14 protein-coding genes are annotated in these 15,387 nt (G+C 61.5%); 10 read left to right on the top strand and 4 right to left on the bottom strand.

The window, feature by feature from the left end:
• Window positions 1–159: 159 nt before the first annotated feature.
• The 3 genes from V8Z65_RS00935 to V8Z65_RS00925 form a co-directional block, all read right to left on the bottom strand.
• On the bottom strand, window positions 160–1,401 hold the full coding sequence (locus V8Z65_RS00935; RefSeq protein ID WP_338721937.1) for an extracellular solute-binding protein: 1,242 nt from the start codon (window positions 1,399–1,401) through the stop codon (window positions 160–162).
• A 50-nt stretch (window positions 1,402–1,451) separates the two neighbouring features.
• A complete protein-coding gene (gene ugpC, locus V8Z65_RS00930; protein WP_338721935.1) occupies window positions 1,452–2,513 on the bottom strand; it encodes a sn-glycerol-3-phosphate ABC transporter ATP-binding protein UgpC in 1,062 nt (353 codons plus the stop codon).
• 201 nt (window positions 2,514–2,714) lie between these two features.
• A complete protein-coding gene (locus V8Z65_RS00925) occupies window positions 2,715–3,563 on the bottom strand; it encodes a MurR/RpiR family transcriptional regulator (RefSeq protein WP_338721934.1) in 849 nt (282 codons plus the stop codon).
• A 212-nt stretch (window positions 3,564–3,775) separates the two neighbouring features.
• On the opposite strand from V8Z65_RS00925, the gene murQ reads away from it, so the two are divergent.
• The 9 genes from murQ (at window position 3,776) to dgcA (ending at window position 12,704) form a co-directional block, all read left to right on the top strand.
• On the top strand, window positions 3,776–4,711 hold the full coding sequence (murQ, locus tag V8Z65_RS00920; RefSeq protein WP_338721932.1) for an N-acetylmuramic acid 6-phosphate etherase: 936 nt from the start codon (window positions 3,776–3,778) through the stop codon (window positions 4,709–4,711).
• A 9-nt stretch (window positions 4,712–4,720) separates the two neighbouring features.
• Window positions 4,721–5,212, top strand: a complete 492-nt coding sequence (locus V8Z65_RS00915) for a GNAT family N-acetyltransferase (RefSeq protein WP_338721931.1) — start codon at window positions 4,721–4,723, stop codon at window positions 5,210–5,212.
• Window positions 5,212–6,234, top strand: a complete 1,023-nt coding sequence (locus V8Z65_RS00910) for a glycoside hydrolase family 3 N-terminal domain-containing protein (protein ID WP_338721930.1) — start codon at window positions 5,212–5,214, stop codon at window positions 6,232–6,234. Before V8Z65_RS00915 ends, V8Z65_RS00910 begins: the two co-directional genes overlap by 1 nt.
• Before the next feature lie 33 nt (window positions 6,235–6,267).
• Window positions 6,268–7,932 (top strand): ABC transporter substrate-binding protein, encoded by a 1,665-nt coding sequence (locus tag V8Z65_RS00905; RefSeq protein WP_338721929.1) that lies wholly within the window; start codon window positions 6,268–6,270, stop codon window positions 7,930–7,932.
• 178 nt (window positions 7,933–8,110) lie between these two features.
• Window positions 8,111–9,088 (top strand): ABC transporter permease, encoded by a 978-nt coding sequence (locus V8Z65_RS00900; RefSeq protein WP_338721928.1) that lies wholly within the window; start codon window positions 8,111–8,113, stop codon window positions 9,086–9,088.
• A 4-nt stretch (window positions 9,089–9,092) separates the two neighbouring features.
• Complete coding sequence (locus V8Z65_RS00895; protein ID WP_338721927.1) at window positions 9,093–9,980, top strand: ABC transporter permease; 888 nt, start codon at window positions 9,093–9,095, stop codon at window positions 9,978–9,980.
• On the top strand, window positions 9,977–10,795 hold the full coding sequence (locus V8Z65_RS00890) for an ABC transporter ATP-binding protein (protein WP_338721925.1): 819 nt from the start codon (window positions 9,977–9,979) through the stop codon (window positions 10,793–10,795). The genes V8Z65_RS00895 and V8Z65_RS00890 overlap by 4 nt, the downstream gene beginning before the upstream one ends.
• A gap of 8 nt (window positions 10,796–10,803) precedes the next feature.
• The gene (locus V8Z65_RS00885) at window positions 10,804–11,709 is read left to right on the top strand and encodes an ABC transporter ATP-binding protein (protein ID WP_338724091.1); all 906 of its coding nucleotides are present in this window, start codon (window positions 10,804–10,806) and stop codon (window positions 11,707–11,709) included.
• A gap of 8 nt (window positions 11,710–11,717) precedes the next feature.
• Entirely contained in the window at window positions 11,718–12,704 is a 987-nt protein-coding gene (dgcA, locus tag V8Z65_RS00880) for an N-acetyl-D-Glu racemase DgcA (RefSeq protein WP_338721924.1), read from the top strand.
• On the opposite strand, the gene V8Z65_RS00875 is transcribed toward dgcA, so the two are convergent.
• Complete coding sequence (locus tag V8Z65_RS00875; RefSeq protein WP_338721923.1) at window positions 12,705–13,556, bottom strand: MurR/RpiR family transcriptional regulator; 852 nt, start codon at window positions 13,554–13,556, stop codon at window positions 12,705–12,707.
• 266 nt (window positions 13,557–13,822) lie between these two features.
• Here V8Z65_RS00875 and V8Z65_RS00870 point away from each other — a divergent pair, with 266 nt between their 5' ends.
• Window positions 13,823–15,340 (top strand): ABC transporter substrate-binding protein, encoded by a 1,518-nt coding sequence (locus tag V8Z65_RS00870; RefSeq protein ID WP_338721922.1) that lies wholly within the window; start codon window positions 13,823–13,825, stop codon window positions 15,338–15,340.
• Window positions 15,341–15,387: the final 47 nt, after the last annotated feature.

Below are 15,387 nucleotides of genomic sequence, written 5' to 3'. Positions count from 1 at the left end.
GCCAGCGCGACTGGCAGTAGGAAGCCGTTGACGGTCTTGAACCCTCACCCCTGACCCCTCCTCGCAAGGGGGAGGGGGACGCATGAGCGTTGATATGCTTCCCAGCAGAGAGGGCGGGGGTGGCAGGGACAGCCACCCCCAAGGCGAAGGGAGATCGCCTTATTTCTGGAACGGCTCGTACCATGCGGCTAGGCCCGTCGTGAGCACTTCACCAATGGCCTCGGGCGTGGTTTCGCCGGCAAAGAGCTTTTGCATTTCGCCCTGGATCAGCACCGAGCCCGAGGGCTCGCCATAACGGAAATGGGCCAGCATCAGATAGGGGATCGAATGCTGGTTCAGCTCGGCCACTTCGCCCAGAAGCGGGTTATCGAAGGTGACGCCCGGCACGGTCGAAATATTGTTGAGCGTATTGGCGAAGGCCTGGCCGAATTCCTGGCTGGCCAGGTAATTAACGAAGGTCAGCGCTGCGTCCTTGTTCGGCGTAGCGGCATTGACCGCATAGCCACCATCGAAATAGACGGCGACCAGCTTTTCATCTTCAGCAGTTTCCCCGGGCGCGGCGAACATGCCCAGTTCGATATCGGGATTCTGGTTTTTGAAATTGGCCAGCTCGTACGAGCCACCGATGAACATGCCGGCCAAGCCCGAAGCAAAGAGCTGCTGGGCGGACGGGTAGTCAAGACCGATAAAGCCATCGGGGAAATAGTCGGCGGCGACATCGGCCACGGCAGCAAGAGCCGAGGTGAAGCGCTCGTCGGTGAAGTCGGTTTCACCGGCGATCAAGTCTTCATAGAAGTCCTTGCCCATGAGCGATGAGCCGAGGCCAAAGGTGACGGTCTCGTTCTGCCAGGCGGTGGCGGTGCCATTAGCGAAGGGGATGACGCCAGCATCCTTGAGTGACTGGCTGAGGGCCTCGAGATCGGCCCAGCTCTGCGGCTCTTCGAGACCATTGGCGTCGAAAATAGCCTTATTATAGATGACGAACTGGGTCTGGCTGGCAAAGGGCACGGCATAGATCTGGCCGTCCGAGCGCATGCTTTCCGCCGCCAGCGAGGCGGCGGAGAAATCGGCCAGGGCCGGCACGGTTTCAGTGGTCAGCGGCTCAAGATAACCGGCCGAGGCCACATTCTCGAGGCCGCCATAGGCGCGCACCATGGCCAGGTCCGGACCGGTGCCGCCGGCCAGGGCTGTGGACAGAATGGTGTTGTAATTGGTGGCTTCGAAGGTTTCGAAGGTCACCGTGATACCGGGATTAGCGGCTTCGAAGGTTTCGATGAACTGCTCATAGGCAGCCTTGTCTTCCTGGCGCCAGCTCCACAGGGTCAGGTCCTGGGCAAAAGCCGGAGCTGCAATGAGTACGGCGCTCAGTGCCGTCCCGATGCGGATCAGATTGGTCTTCATGGAGTTCCCTCTCCTTGCGAGTTCTCTTTGGTGGTCTTGTCCCGGCGCCATCAGGGCGTCAGCCGCCGGCCATCCTCGGCGGAAAAGTAATGCGCGGCGCCCGGCTCGACCGTTACGGTCACCGTTTCGTCCGGCGCGAAAAGATCATTGGGCGTGGTGCGGGCCGAAAGCAGCGTGCCATCGGCGAGCCGCGCATAGACATAGGCGTTGTCGCCCAGATATTCGGTATATACGACCTGAGCCGAGAGCCCCTCGCCCGCGCCACGGGCCAGGTGCACGGCATCGGGCCGCAGGCCCAACTTGAGGTTCTGCGCCTCGGGCAATGCACCCGTGATCACGGCACCGCCATTGGCCACGGCGAGACGGTCCCCGTCGCGGCTGACATCGACCAGCGTCATGCGGGGCGAGCCAATGAAGGTGGCCACAAAGGTATTGGCCGGCGTCTCATAGAGTTCGCGCGGCGAGCCGACCTGTTCGATCCGGCCATTGTTCATCACCACGATCTTGTCGGCCAGGGTCATGGCCTCGACCTGATCATGGGTCACGTAAATCATCGTGCCGCCAATCTCGCGATGCAGCCGCGCAATTTCGAGGCGGACTTCACTGCGCAGCGCCGCATCGAGATTGGAGAGCGGTTCGTCGAGCAAAAAGACATCGGGCTTGCGCACCAGCGCCCGGCCGATAGCCACGCGCTGGCGCTGGCCGCCGGACAATTCGCGCGGCCGGCGCTTGAGCAATTCATCGAGCCGCAGCATGCGCGCTGCATCGGCGATGCGCTTTTCGACCTCGGCCTTGTCCAGGCCCATCAGCCGCGCGCCGAAGGCCATGTTTTCATAGACGTCCATATGCGGATAAAGCGCATAGGACTGGAACACCATGGCAATGCCCCGGCGCGAGGGCGCCACATCGTTCATGCGAGTACCGTTGAGGACGAATTCGCCGTCGCTGATCGGGTCGAGGCCGGCAATCAGGCGCAACAGGGTGGATTTGCCACAGCCCGAGGGGCCGACAAAAACCACGAATTCGCGGTCACCGATCTCGAGGTCGATGCCATGCAGAACCTCGGTTTCGCGAAAGCGCTTCTTGATGCCGCGAAGCGATAGTTGAGCCAATTGCTCTCTCCGTCCGTCCCCGCGCGCAGCGGCGTTCCCCAAGCGGGCCATCGACCCGCAGTTTTGGAATACTAAATTCCAATTTTTGTTTCTGTCAAGAATATCCAATTACACGACCTGCGAGCGCAAATCGGTGAAAAAGCCGCCTATGGGCTATTCATCCGTCATTCATCAAGCGGGTCCTGGAGGGGCTCCCGGCTATCAGGCCTTGAGGACCGTCACCGCCGTTTCGGAATTATGGATGAAGTCATGCGCGTCCGCCTGGCGGCGGATCATCAGGATGAAGAGCATGTCCATCAGCATCAATTGCGCGTCGCGCGAGGTGATCGCCGAGGAGCGCACCCGCTCTTCGTCGGCGAAGGTAAACAGGTGAATATCGGCTAGGTCCAGCAATGGATTGGGCTGCAATCCTGTCATTGAGATCACCGTGGCGCCGCGCTGTTTGGCCACTTCGGCGATGCGCAGCGTTTCCAGGCTGCGGCCGGAATGGGAAAGCGCGAATAGCACATCAGCCTCATTGAGCGCCGAGGCATTGGAAATCTGGATATGGCTGTCGCTGTCGATCAGCGCCATGCGCCCCAGCTTCAAAAGCTTATAGGAAAAATCCTTGGCCACCAGCGAGGAGGCACCAACGCCGGCAAGCTGGATTTTGCGGGCATTGACCAGGGAGTCCAGCGCCAGATCGATGGTCTGTTCGTTATTGGCGGCCAGGGTCTCGCGCATCGAGAGCAGCTTGGAGCCGATCAGCTTTTGCAGGATGGTGACATAGCTGTCGCTGGCATCGATCGAGCCGTGAATGATGCCGCCGGGTGCGTGCCATTCCAGCGCCTTGGCCTTGTTCACGGCGAGCTTGAGTTGCTGGTAGCCGGCATAGCCCAGCTTCTGGCTGAATTTGACCACGCTGGACTGGCTGCGGCCGGTGGCCTCGGCAAGCGCCGCCGAGGAGAGGGTGAGCATCTGCTCGGGGTGGTCGATAATGAACTGGGCGATCTGGCGATCGGCCTGGGTCATGGTGTCGAGCTTGGCGCTCAGGACTTTCAATATCGACATCTATGTTCCCGTGCCGCCGGCCCACCCGCCTCATATGTTCGAGGACTAAAGCCGACCCCCTCCAAATTGCAACATGCTTCTACCCACCCCCGCCGGCATGCCACCGGCCATGCCCCAAGCGTGGCATGAAATATGGAATACAATATTCCGGATTGCGTTGACAGTCGGAATATTCGCTTCTAGCATCCGGTCGGAACTTGAGCATAGGCATAATGGCAAAAACCACCCTCATGGCCGAGCTGGAACAGCTCGTTTCCGAAGCCCGCAATCCTCGCACGATGCAGATCGACCTGATGTCGTCGGCGGAGATTGTCGCAGCAATGAACACGGAGGATACGCTAGTCGCGCAAGCCGTGAATAAGATTCTGCCCGAGGTTGCCGCCACCGTTGACTGCATTGTGGAGGCCTTCAAGGCCGGAGGCCGGCTCATCTATATGGGCGCTGGCACAAGCGGGCGACTGGGGGTGCTTGACGCGTCGGAGTGTCCGCCGACCTTCGGCGTCCCCGAAGGCATGGTGGTCGGCCTGATCGCCGGCGGCGACCGGGCCCTGCGCCACCCGATCGAGGGAGCCGAAGATTCGCGCGAGGAGGGTCGAAACGACCTCGTAAAGGTCAATCTTGCGGCCCGGGACGTCGTGGTCGGCATCGCCGTCAGCGGCCGGACCCCCTACGTGATTGGTGGGCTCGACTATGCAAAGAGCGTTGGAGCCGTTGCCGTGGCCCTCTCCTGCAATCCAGATTCCGCCATCGCCAAAATGGCCGATATCGCCATTTCGCCGCTGGTCGGCCCGGAGGCCCTGACGGGCTCGACGCGGCTTAAATCGGGCACGGCGCAAAAGCTGGTGCTCAACATGCTGACCACGGCCAGTATGATCCGCATCGGCAAGTCCTATGAGAACCTCATGGTCGATCTGTCGGTCAGCAATGAAAAGCTGGCCGCGCGCGCCACACGCATTCTGATCGAGGTCGCCGATTGTTCGGCGGAAGAGGCCGAAGGCTTTCTTGCCGCCAGCAATAACAATGTGAAGCTGGCCATTCTCATGGCGCTGACGGGCATGGATGCGGCGGAGGGTGAAATAGCCTTGCGCGATGCTGATGGCTTCCTGCGGCGGGCCGCGGCCCAGCGCCAGCCCCGCGCGGCCGGATAAGCAAACGCCATGGATCTGCTGGTCAATCTCTATAGCCGGAAGATGGACGCGCTCGGTGAACGGGCCAGGGCGGTGTCCGCCACCATCCGCGTCGCCCTGCCCCCTGAGCAGCACATCATCAAGGATTGGGTGCGAGAGCACTTTTCCGAATATTGGGTCAGCGAAGTCAGCGTGGCCATGGCACACCAGCCGCCGGGCTGCCTGATTGCCATTGTTGACGGGCAGTTGGTCGGCTTTGCCTGTTATGACGCGACGGCACGCGGCTTTTTCGGACCCACCGGCGTTTCGGCGGACCAGCGCGGAAAGGGCCTTGGTCTGACGCTGTTCTATCACACACTGATGACCATGAAGGCGCAGGGCTATGCCTATGCCATTGTCGGCTCGGCCGGGCCGGTGGACTTTTACGTCAATGCGGCCGGCGCCATGCCGATCCCGTCCGACCAGGAAGACATCTATCAGGGCCTATTGCGCATCCTGTCGCGGCCCGAGGACAAATCATAATGCCGTCTACGCCACTCGCACTTTTCGTCGGCATGCCAGGGCTTGAGCTCTCGCCATCCGAGATTGCCTTCTTCCGGGAAACCAATCCATTCGGCCTGTTCCTCTTCAAACGCAATCTGGACAATCCCGCGCAGATCAAGCGACTGGTCGCGCAATTCAAGGAGGCGGTCGGACGCGAGGACGCGCCGGTCTATATCGACCAGGAAGGCGGCCGCGTGCAGCGCCTCGACAATGGCAATTGGCCGTTGTTCCGCGCGCTGGGCGAATTCGGCGCTCTGGCGCGCAAGGAGCTTGAGGCGGGAAAGCATGCGCTCCGGCTCTCGACCTTGGCCATGGGCACTATGCTCAGCGATCTGAGCCTGGGCAGCGGCACGACCCCGGTGGTCGACCTCGCCCGCCCCGGCACCCATAATGTCATCGGCAACCGCTCGTTCGGCGACGATCCCGACCTGGTCATTGCACTGGGCCAGGTGGTGGTGGATGCCATGCTCGAAGTGGGGTCGATGCCCATCTTCAAGCACATTCCCGGCTACGGACGGGTCAATGTTGACCCGCATTTCGACTGCCCGGTGGTCGATGCCAGTGTCGAAGACATGACGGGCAGCGATTTCAGGCCGTTCGTGGCGCTCAAGGATGCGCCCTGGGCGATGGTTGCGCATCTCATTTTCACGCAGATCGACAAGGACCGACCTGCCTCGGTGTCGCCCGCGGTCTGCGAGATGATCCGACGCGAGCTCGGCTTTGATGGTGTGATTATTACCGACTGCCTCACCATGGAGGCGCTTTCAGGCACATGGCCGGAGCGAGTGCGCGCTGCGCTCGACGCCGGCTACGACATTGCCCTGCACAGCCAGGGCGATCTGACCGCCAGTGAGGCGGCGGCCAAGGCGGCACGACCGCTGACGCAGGACAGCCTCGCCCGCATCGCGCGCGCCGAAGCCCGGCTCGGGACGCATCGCCACGACGTGCAGGCGCTGCATGCCGAGGTCGAGGGGATTTTCAGGGAGAATGGCTTCGCCTGAGGGCGGGCCTCTTAGCAAGGAGAGACTTTCACAATGACCAAGACATCGTGGATCACAGCCGTGTCCGTGCTGGGCCTAATGGCTGCGGCACCGACACAGGCCCAAGACAGCGGCAATGTTCTGACGTTGGTGTCCGAGCAGACCACCACCTTCGTGCGCAATTTCAACCCGTTCGGCCAAACCTCGGCGCGCTATACGACGCTCGATTTCATGTATGAGCCGCTGGTGGTGTTCAACCGCCTCAAGGGCAATGAACCCCATTTCCGCCTGGCGGAAAGTTTTGAGCTAGCCGACGATCTCAAGTCCATCACCTTCGTCCTGCGTGAAGGCCTGAAATGGTCGGATGGCGAGGCCCTGACGGCCGACGATGTGACCTTTACCTATGACTACATCGCCAAATTCCCGGCGCTTGATTTCATCTCTGTGGGTGCACAGCTCGAGAGCGTGGAAAAGGTCGATGATCGCACGGTCACCTTCCATCTCAAGGAAGCCAATTCGCTGATCGCCAATACCATTGTGGGCATGCCGATTATTCCCGAGCATGTCTGGGCCGAGATTGAAGACCCCGTCACATTTGCCAATGAAGAGCCGGTGGGGTCGGGTCCGATGACCGAGATCACCCGTTTCACCCCGCAGGTCTATGAGCAGTGCCGCAACCCGCATTATTGGGACGCGGACAATCTCAAGGTCGACTGCCTGCGCATGCCGCAGCTTGCCGACAATCCGCAGGTGCTGTCCGCCCTGGCCGATGGCACGCTGGATTGGGCCACCAGCTTCATTCCCGATATCGACAACACCTTTGTCGCCAAGGACCCCGAGCACCACAAATACTGGTTCACTCCGTCGAGCCTGGTCTCGTTCCAGGTCAGCATGGTCACCCCGGACGAGAACAATCGCAAGGCGTTCAATGATGTGAACTTCCGCCGTGCGCTCTCGATGCTGATCGACCGACAGACCATTGTGGATATTGCCGGCTATGGCTACCCGCTGGTCAATGACGACCCGGCATCCCTGGGCGAACTCTACGCCTCCTTCGCCAATCCCGAGGCCGATGCAGAATATGGCCAATATGGCCAGTTCGACCTAGAGGCCGGCACGGCACTGCTCGATGAGAGCGGCTATGTCGACGCCGATGGCGACGGGTTCCGCGACAACCCCGATGGCACCCCGATCGCTATCGACATCATGGTGCCCAATGGCTGGACCGACTGGATCGATGCGGTGCAGATCGCCATGGAAAGCCTCAGTGAAGCCGGGCTCAATGTGAAGATGAGCACCCCGGAAGCGGCGGTGTGGACCTCGGGCCTGATCGCGGGCGACTACTCGATGACGCTCAATGCCCTGGCATCGGCGGCCAATCCCTATTTCCCCTATATCCGCTCGTTCAACCCGAACGATTTCGGCAAGTCGCGCTTCACCGCGCCGCATTGGGAAAATGAAGAGCTCAGCGCTTTGCTGGCCGAATACACCCAGATCAAGGACCCGGCGGAAGCCAAGGCCGTGATGGACCAGGCCCAGATGATCGTGGCCGAGAACATGCCGATCATCCCGGTCTATAACAGCCCGAGCTTTTACGAATACAATACCAGCCGCTTCACGGGCTGGGCGGACGCGGACAACCCGAAATATTCCCCGGTCGTCTCCAACGCCAACCCGGCCCGTCTCCTACAGCTGCTCGATCTCGATCCGGTCGAGTAAGGGCAAATCGGGGTAAGGCGCCTGCGGCTTCTCCCCGCCCCACCCTCTATCCCTCCCCTCAAGGGGAGGGAGGCACAAGACCGGATGCCTATGTTCATCGTGTTCCTCCCGCGTGTGGGGGGATCAAGGGTGGGGGGCGGCCCCGGCCTTCGCGGTACTCTGAAAGGAACACATCACCATGGCCTTTTTGCTGCGGCGACTGGCGTTCTATCTGGCGGCGTTTCTGGTTGCCGCGACCATCAATTTCTTCCTGCCCAGGCTGATGCCCGGCGATCCGATCCAGATCATGTTCGCCAGCGCTGGCTCGGAACTGAGCCTTGAAAACCTCAACGCGCTCAAGCTGACTTTCGGCTTTATCGACGCGCCGCTGCATGAACAGTATCTGGCTTATCTACAAAGCGTCTTCACCGGCGATCTCGGACGCTCGATCAAATATTTCCCGCTGCCCGTCACCGAACTGCTGGGCCGCGCGCTGATCTGGACCCTGGGCCTGATGGGCATTGCCACGCTTGTCAGTTTCACCCTTGGGAGCCTGCTCGGCGTCTTTGCCGCTTGGCGCCGCGGACGACTGGTCGACTCGGTCATTTCTTTGAGTGCCATTTTTTCGAGTTCGGTGCCTGCCGTCGTGGTGTCACTCATCATGCTGTTCGTCTTCGGCTATACGCTGGGCTGGTTCCCCAATGGCTATGCCGCCGATCCACTGATCGATCCGGCCTGGAGCTGGGAATACATTTCGAGCGTCATCTATCACGGCACCCTGCCCATGCTGACGCTGGTCTTCGTGTTGATGGGCGGCTTTGCCGTCACCATGCGCAACAATATGATCAACCTTCTGGGCGAGGACTATATCGTCATGGCCCGCGCCAAGGGCCTCAGCGACAATCATGTCATGCTCTGGTATGCGGCCCGCAATGCGCTGCTGCCCACCGTATCGAGCCTGGCCATTGCCATTGGCACGGTGCTGGGCGGCTCGCTGGTGACCGAGGTGGTGTTCAACTATCCCGGGCTCGGCAATACGCTCTATCAGGCCATCATTGCGCGCGATTATCCGGTCATCCAGGGGCAATTGCTGATCATGACCGCTGCCATGCTGGTCTCCAATTTTGTCGTTGATCTGAGCTACGTGCTGCTCGATCCGCGTCTCAAAAGGGCCTGAGGCGATGAAGCTTTTCTCCCAACTTCTGCATAACAAGAAGGCTATGACGGGCTGCGTCATCCTCGCCATAATCGTGTTGGTCGCGATCTTCGCGCCGCTCCTGACCGAGTATAGCCCGGTCAAGCGCGTCGGCCGGCCGCACCAGGCGCCAAGCTGGGACCATTGGCTGGGCACGACACGGCTAGGCCATGATGTCTTCGCGCGCCTCGTCTATGGCGCGCGCGTGTCGCTGGCTGTGGGCTTTGGGGCGGGCCTTCTTATCACCGTCATCGGCACGGTGCTGGGCATCATTGCCGGCTATAAGGGCGGGGTGGTCGACGAAGTCATCAACTTCTTCACCAATATGGTGCTGGTGGTGCCCAACCTGCCGCTGCTGCTGGTGCTGGCGGCCTTTATCGGCCAGGCAAGCCCGCTGGTCATTGCCATCATTCTGGGGCTCACCTCCTGGGCCTGGGGCGTGCGCGTGACCCGTTCGGAGACGCTGTCCATCCGCCAGCGCGATTTCGTCAAGAGCGCGGAAATGCTAGGCGAGCCGGGCTGGCGCATCATGCTGTTCGAAATTTTCCCCAACCTCATTTCCATTGTCGGCATCAATTTCATTGGTTCGGTGATCTTCGCGGTCATCACCGAGGCAACACTGGAATTCTTAGGCCTTGGGGATCCCAATACGGTGTCCTGGGGCATCATGCTCTACAATGCGCAAAACGCGGCGGCCCTGGCTGTCGGCGCCTGGTGGGATATCCTGGCGCCCTGCTTCGCCCTGGCCTTCCTGGGGCTAGGGCTGGCGCTCATTAATTTTGCCATCGACGAGATCGCCAATCCGCGCCTGCGCACTGGCGGCATGCTCAATCGCTGGACCCGCATGGTGCGGCTCGGGGAGGGCAAGCTATGAGCGGGCCGGTTCTGTCCATCCGCAGTCTCGATATCGACTATGTGGGCGCCGAAGCCGATTTTCACGCCGTCAAGAATGTCAGCTTCGACATTGCGCCGGGTGAGTTCTTTGGGCTGGCCGGGGAATCGGGTTGCGGCAAGTCGACCATTGCCTTTGCCATTTCGCGGCTGCACCGGCCGCCGGCGCTGATCCGCACGGGCAGCCAGATTATTGTCAATGGCCGCAATGTCCTGGAACTCGATGACGAAGCGCTGCGCAAGTTCCGCTGGCGAGAAGTGGCCATGGTGTTCCAGAGCGCCATGAATTCGCTCAATCCGGTGCTAACCATCGAGCGGCAGTTTTTTGATGTCCTTAAAGCCCATGGCCGGATTAGCCGCGCCGAGGCCCGGGCGCGGGCCTCGGAACTCCTTAAGCTGGTCGATATTGCACCAGAGCGACTGGACTCCTATCCGCATCAATGCTCGGGCGGCATGCGGCAGCGCATCGTCATCGCCATCTGCCTGGCGCTCAAACCCAAGCTGCTGATCATGGACGAACCGACCACGGCGCTTGACGTGGTGGTGCAGCGCGAAATCCTGCAGCGCATCGACGTGCTGCGGCGCCAGCTTGGCTTTTCGGCGCTGTTCATCACCCATGATCTGGGGCTGATGGTGCAGGTCAGCGACCGCATCGGCATCATGCTCGACGGCGAACTGGTCGAGGTTAATGACGCCCAGACCATCTATCGCCAGCCCCAGCACGCCTATACCAAACGCCTCTGGGCCTCGATGCCCAAGCTCCATGGCGAACAGACCCGTCTGGAGATCGCGCCATGAATGACATGATCAGTGAACCCATTCTCGCCCTCGATACTGTTTCGAAGGTCTTCGGCCGGGCCGACAAGCCGGTCTATGCGGCCCGTTCGGTGAGTTTTGCGCTGCATCCCGGGCGCACGCTGGCCCTGGTCGGCGAGTCCGGCTCGGGTAAGACCACGGCGGCGCGTCTGATCATGCGCGAATACGCACCCGATGAAGGCCGGTTGCTGTTCAAGGGCGCGCCGTTGGGCAAGGCCGATGCGCGCACCCTCAAGGCCTATCGCTCGGCCGTGCAAATGGTATTCCAGGACCCGTTCGCAGCGCTCAATCCGACCCATACGATCCGCTATCATCTCGAGCGCCCGCTGCGCCTGCATCAGCCGGCGCTCGACAAGGGCCAGCGCCAGACGGCCATCGAGGTCCTGCTCAAGCGCGTAAGACTCGATCCGGGGCAGATGATGAGCAAGTTTCCTCATGAACTGTCCGGCGGCCAACGCCAGCGCATTTCCATAGCCCGAGCGCTGGCCGTGAACCCAGAGGTCATTGTCGCGGATGAGCCGACCTCGATGCTCGACGTTTCGGTGCGCCAGGGCATTCTCAATCTGCTCAACGACATGAAAACCGAGCTGCGCCTGGCCCTGCTCTACATCACCCACGACATTGCCACCGCACGCTATGTCGCCGACGACATCATGGTCATGTATGCCGGACAGATCGTGGAATGGGGCGCGGTCGACAAGGTGCTCGACGATCCGCGCCATCCCTATACGCGGCTTCTCCTCTCAGCCGTGCCTGATCCGGACCGGCGCTTCGATGATGTGCGCTTTGCCGACGAGCTGGGCCGGATCGACGAGATCCGCGCCCAGTCAGCCCTGCCGCAGACCCAAATCAGCCAGGTCGGCGAGAATCATTTCTTCCGTCCCATACCGGCCTGAGCCAAATCATGACGACCCAGCTTGCTGCCGCCATTGAGCGTTTTCCGATTGCCGGCAATTTCACCATTGCGCGCGGTAGCAAGAATGAGGCCGTTGTGGTCAGCGTCCGGCTGGAACGGAATGGCGAGGTCGGATTTGGGGAATGCGTGCCCTATGCGCGCTATGGCGAAACGCCGGAAGCCACGCTGGCCGCCATTCAGGCCCTGGCACCTGCAATTGCCTCGGGCATGACGCGGCATGACTTGCAGCAGGCCTTGCCACCCGGCGCCGCGCGCAATGCGCTCGATTGCGCCTTCTGGGATCTGGAGGCCAGGCTGGCCGGCAAGTCTGTTGCGACATTGGCCGGCCTCACCCTGCCCAAGCGCATCGAGACGGCCGTTACCATTAGCCTGGGTTCACCCGATGCCATGGCCGATGCGGCGGCCAAAGCATCGCATCTGCCGCTGCTCAAGATCAAACTCGGCGCCCCGGGCGATGCCGAACGGCTGGGTGCTGTTCGCGCGGCCGCACCCAATGCCCGTCTCATCATCGATGCCAATGAAGGCTGGCATACCGACGACCTGCCGGTCCTGTTCGACATTTGCCGCCATTGCCGTGTCGAATTGATTGAGCAGCCCCTGCCCGCCGGGTCCGACGCCGCTTTGGCGGGCCTCAAACGGCCCGTACCCGTCTGCGCCGATGAAAGCGTCCATGCCCTTGACGGCCTTGAACACCTCGTCGGGCGCTATGACGCAATCAATATCAAGCTCGACAAGACCGGCGGCTTGACCGAGGCGCTCGCTGTCGCCAGGCGCGCCGAAGAATTGGGGCTTTCCATTATGGTGGGCTGCATGGTCAGCACTTCGCTCTCCATGCTGCCGACGCGGTTGCTGGCGGCGCGGGCGCGCTGGGTCGACCTCGATGGCCCGCTGCTCCTCGCCCAGGACCGGACCGGTGGGTTGACCTATAGCGGAGGTATGATTGAGACCGGTGCGTCGCCGCTCTGGGGCAGCTGATTACTTCGGATGCGTTACGTCCCGCGTGCGCTTGAGCGCGTCCACCGTCTGCTCATAGCGCTGGCTGGCGACGCCGAGAAACAGGCAATCGACGATGGCCAATTGTGCAATGCGGCTGACCATGGCCCCGGCGCGCAGCCGGCTTTCGCGTGCCCGGCTGACCAATTGCTCGTCTGCGGCGAGGGCCAGGGGCGATTGCGGCGATCCCGTCAGGGCAACGGTCATAGCGCCGGCCTCGCGTGCGATTTCGAGAAAGCGCACCGTATCGGCCGTGGTGCCGGAATGCGAAAACCCGAGCGCGACCGTGCCGGGTGGCGATAGCAGGGCCGCTGTCCAGGCTTCGTGCGGGTCGGCCAGAAGAAAGGCATTACGGCCAATGCGGAAGAGCTTGTGATGTAGATCCTGGGCGACGAACTGGCTGGCGCCGATGCCAAAAAGCAGGATGCGCTCGGCCTCGTCGACCGCCGCCACCACCCGCTCAAGGGCGCCATAGTCGAGGCCGGACACAGTCTCGTCGATGGCCAGAATTTCGAGCGAGGCCACTTTTGAAGCCATTTCCTGGAGGGTATCGGACCGGGCGATTTCCGCCCCCAGGATCAGGTCCGTGCCGAATTGAGCGGCTTCCTTGCCCAGTTCGGTGGCGAGCGACATGCGCAATTGCGCATAGCCTGAGAGCCCCAATGCCCGGCAAAACCGGACCACGGAGGCGACCGAGGTGCCGCAGCTATCGGCCAGCTCGGAAATGGTCTGGTCGAGCACAATGCGGGGCTGGTCGCGAATGACCGCGGCTACCCGCTGCATTGCGGGCGTGAACTTGTCGCCCGAAGCCTCGATCGTCGATTGTATGCCCAAAAGCGCTCCCCTTTCGGCCCGCTTTACCCGTGACGGGGCCGCAAATCGGCGCGACCCTATCCGAACCGGTTCCGTTCGCCCATTGAAACAAAAGTTCAGAGACAACATCAACCATGAAAATTATTGACAGCCTGGACCGGGAGTTCATAGGTTCAGATTAAGAGGTTGGTGCGAAAGGGCCTGCGCCAGCAAGGGTACGGCCAGGCCGCTGACGACCTCGGCACGGGCCCCGCAAACGGAGCCGGCTCAACAATGAGGGAACATCCATGATCCAGTTTTCACCCAAAAAGCTCCTTGCCGGCCTGGCAGTCGCAACGGCCCTGACATCGATTTCGTCCGCGCTGCAGGTTCAGGCCGCGGAACTGCGCATGGCCTGGTCGCAGGACGCCACCGGCCTAGATCCGCACAAGCAGACGGCCTTCTCCTCGCTGCGCCTGCTCGAGCTCATCTATGAGCCGCTGGTGCGCCTTGATGCCGATCTCAATGTGGTACCGGCCATCGCCACGAGCTGGGAATTTGCCGATGACGCGAAGACGCTAACCTTCTCGCTCGATCCCAATGCCAAATTCTCCAACGGTGAGACGGTGACCTCGGCCGACGTCAAGGCGTCATTCGAGCGCCTGCTCGACGAGGAAACCTCGGCGGCCGCCCGTTCGAACTTCCTCTCGATCGAAAGCATCGACACGCCGGACGAGGCCACCGTCGTCTTCAATCTTTCGACCGCCGATGTGCCGATCCTGGTCGCCATGGCCACGATCAATGCCGCGGTGGTGCCGGCCTCGGAAATCGAGGCTGGCACGATCGGTACCGAAGCCGTTGGTTCGGGTCCCTTCGTGCTCGAAAGTTGGGAGCCCAATGCACGCGAAGTGCTGAGCGCCAACGACAATTGGGCCGGTGGCGATCTTGCCATTGATGGCATCACAATTTCGGTTCTGCCCGACGAAATGGCGATCCTGGCTTCGCTGCGCGCTGGCCAGACCGACTTTGCCCTGCTCAACGATCCGCTGGTGGCAACCCTGGTGCCCATGGAGGCCAATCTCGAGCTCAATCGCGTCGGCGTGCTGGCCTATAATGTCCTGCAGCTCAATCCCTCGCGTCCGCCTATGGACAATCTCAAGGTGCGCCAGGCCATGAGCTGTGCCATCGACCGCCAGGCCATTATCGATGCGGCGCTGGCCGGGGAAGGCAAGGTGACCGGCCCCTTGACCATGCCTGCCTTTGCGCAGGATCCGGCAAACCTGTTCTGCTATGAACAGGACCTGGAAAAGGCCAAGGCGCTGATGGCGGAGTCGGGCGTTGACGGCTTCTCGGCCAAGGTGATCGCTGCTACTGGCGAGCCGCCGGTCGCCGCCTCCGAAGCGCAGGTGCTGCAGGCCCAGCTGGCCGAAATCGGTGTCGAACTCGAAATCGAGATGATGGAACTCAATGTCTATGTCGATGCCTGGCTCAAGGGCGATTTCGACATGGCCGTGGCCCAGAATGGCGGCCGCCCGGACCCCTATCCGATGTATAACCGCTACTTCACCAAGGAAGGCAATCTCGCCCACGTTTCCAACTTCCCCGATGACGAATTGGATAGCCTGATGAAGCAGGGGCAGGCCGAGACCGATCCGGCCAAGCGGGTGGAAATTTTCCAGGCCTTCGAAAGCCGCCTGGCCGAGCAGTCGCCCTGGCTGTGGCTCTCGACCGGCTATAGCTATACGGCCCAGCTCAAGAGCGTTTCCGGCTTCGAACCCTCGCCGACTGGCACGCTGTTCGGCCTGGTCAATGTTTCGGTAGAGTAAGCCTGGCAATGTCGGGACCGGCCATGTTTGGCCGGTCCTCTCAAGTG

It is taken from the genome of Devosia sp. XK-2, assembly GCF_037113415.1.
Classification (GTDB): Bacteria; Pseudomonadota; Alphaproteobacteria; order Rhizobiales; family Devosiaceae; genus Devosia.
Note: the sequence above shows the minus strand (reverse complement) of the source record. Positions and strands in the feature narration are given on the sequence as shown.

Coding starts and splice junctions, on each gene's coding strand:
- V8Z65_RS00935 (WP_338721937.1), bottom strand. CDS start 1,401: ATGAAGACCAATCTGATCCGCATCGGGACGGCACTGAGCGCCGTACTC.
- V8Z65_RS00925 (WP_338721934.1), bottom strand. CDS start 3,563: ATGTCGATATTGAAAGTCCTGAGCGCCAAGCTCGACACCATGACCCAG.
- murQ (WP_338721932.1), top strand. CDS start 3,776: ATGGCAAAAACCACCCTCATGGCCGAGCTGGAACAGCTCGTTTCCGAA.
- V8Z65_RS00915 (WP_338721931.1), top strand. CDS start 4,721: ATGGATCTGCTGGTCAATCTCTATAGCCGGAAGATGGACGCGCTCGGT.
- V8Z65_RS00910 (WP_338721930.1), top strand. CDS start 5,212: ATGCCGTCTACGCCACTCGCACTTTTCGTCGGCATGCCAGGGCTTGAG.
- V8Z65_RS00905 (WP_338721929.1), top strand. CDS start 6,268: ATGACCAAGACATCGTGGATCACAGCCGTGTCCGTGCTGGGCCTAATG.
- V8Z65_RS00900 (WP_338721928.1), top strand. CDS start 8,111: ATGGCCTTTTTGCTGCGGCGACTGGCGTTCTATCTGGCGGCGTTTCTG.
- V8Z65_RS00895 (WP_338721927.1), top strand. CDS start 9,093: ATGAAGCTTTTCTCCCAACTTCTGCATAACAAGAAGGCTATGACGGGC.
- V8Z65_RS00890 (WP_338721925.1), top strand. CDS start 9,977: ATGAGCGGGCCGGTTCTGTCCATCCGCAGTCTCGATATCGACTATGTG.
- dgcA (WP_338721924.1), top strand. CDS start 11,718: ATGACGACCCAGCTTGCTGCCGCCATTGAGCGTTTTCCGATTGCCGGC.
- V8Z65_RS00870 (WP_338721922.1), top strand. CDS start 13,823: ATGATCCAGTTTTCACCCAAAAAGCTCCTTGCCGGCCTGGCAGTCGCA.